Annotated in this window: 1 pseudogene; it reads right to left on the reverse strand. The window is 73.1% G+C overall.

Annotated elements, in window-relative coordinates:
* Window positions 1–39: 39 nt before the first annotated feature.
* Window positions 40–739: pseudogene (locus tag HCN08_RS34495) on the reverse strand (beta-L-arabinofuranosidase domain-containing protein); the annotation flags it as partial.

Consider the following 739-nt stretch of genomic DNA (forward strand, 5'->3'; position numbering starts at 1 on the left):
TGGTGGAGATGGGTGTGAGGGGGGAAGCGGTGGGGCCGGTCAGTGGGTGGGGAGCCAGACGCGCATGCTGCCGTCCTCCCGGTTGGCCCAGGCGTAGTAGGGGATGCAGGTGAGTTCCAGCTCCTGCCCGGGCGGCGGGGCCGCGTCGGCGGATGCCTGGCCGCCGGCGTCGCGGTAGGGCCACCAGCCAGTGGCGGGCAGGATGCGGCGGTACCCGGAGACGGTCACGGTGGTGACGCCCCCGAGCAGGCCGGGTTCGTAGGATTCGCGAGGGGCCGCGTCGGGGGCGAGGACGATGTCGTCCAGCCCGCCGCCGTCCTGGTCGGTCTGCTCGACGCAGTAGACGAGCGGGCCGCGCTCGATCGCGACGCAGCCGCGTACCGCGTCAGCCCGCGGGTCCGCGGCGGTACGCCGTACATCCAGGTGCAGGTCGAGCACCACCTCGTCGCCGGGCGCCCAGTCGCGCTCCAGGCGCAGCCAGCCGTCCTGGACGGTGGCGTGCTCCAGTCGCCGTCCGGCCACGCTCACGGAGAAGGTGCGGCACCACTGCGGCACACGCAGCGACAGCGTCCAGGGTCGGCCGGGGCCGGCCGGTGGCGCGGTCTCCTCGACGGTGACCGCGATGGTGCCGTTGTCCGGGTAAGTGGTGTTAACGCTCACACATACCGTGCCGCCGGCTACGTCAACCGTGTAGCGTCCGGTCGCGTACTGGTGGAGCTGGAGCCCGGCAGGGCTGCCC

Source organism: Actinacidiphila epipremni, from assembly GCF_012034175.1.
Taxonomy (GTDB): Bacteria; Actinomycetota; Actinomycetes; order Streptomycetales; family Streptomycetaceae; genus Actinacidiphila; species Actinacidiphila epipremni.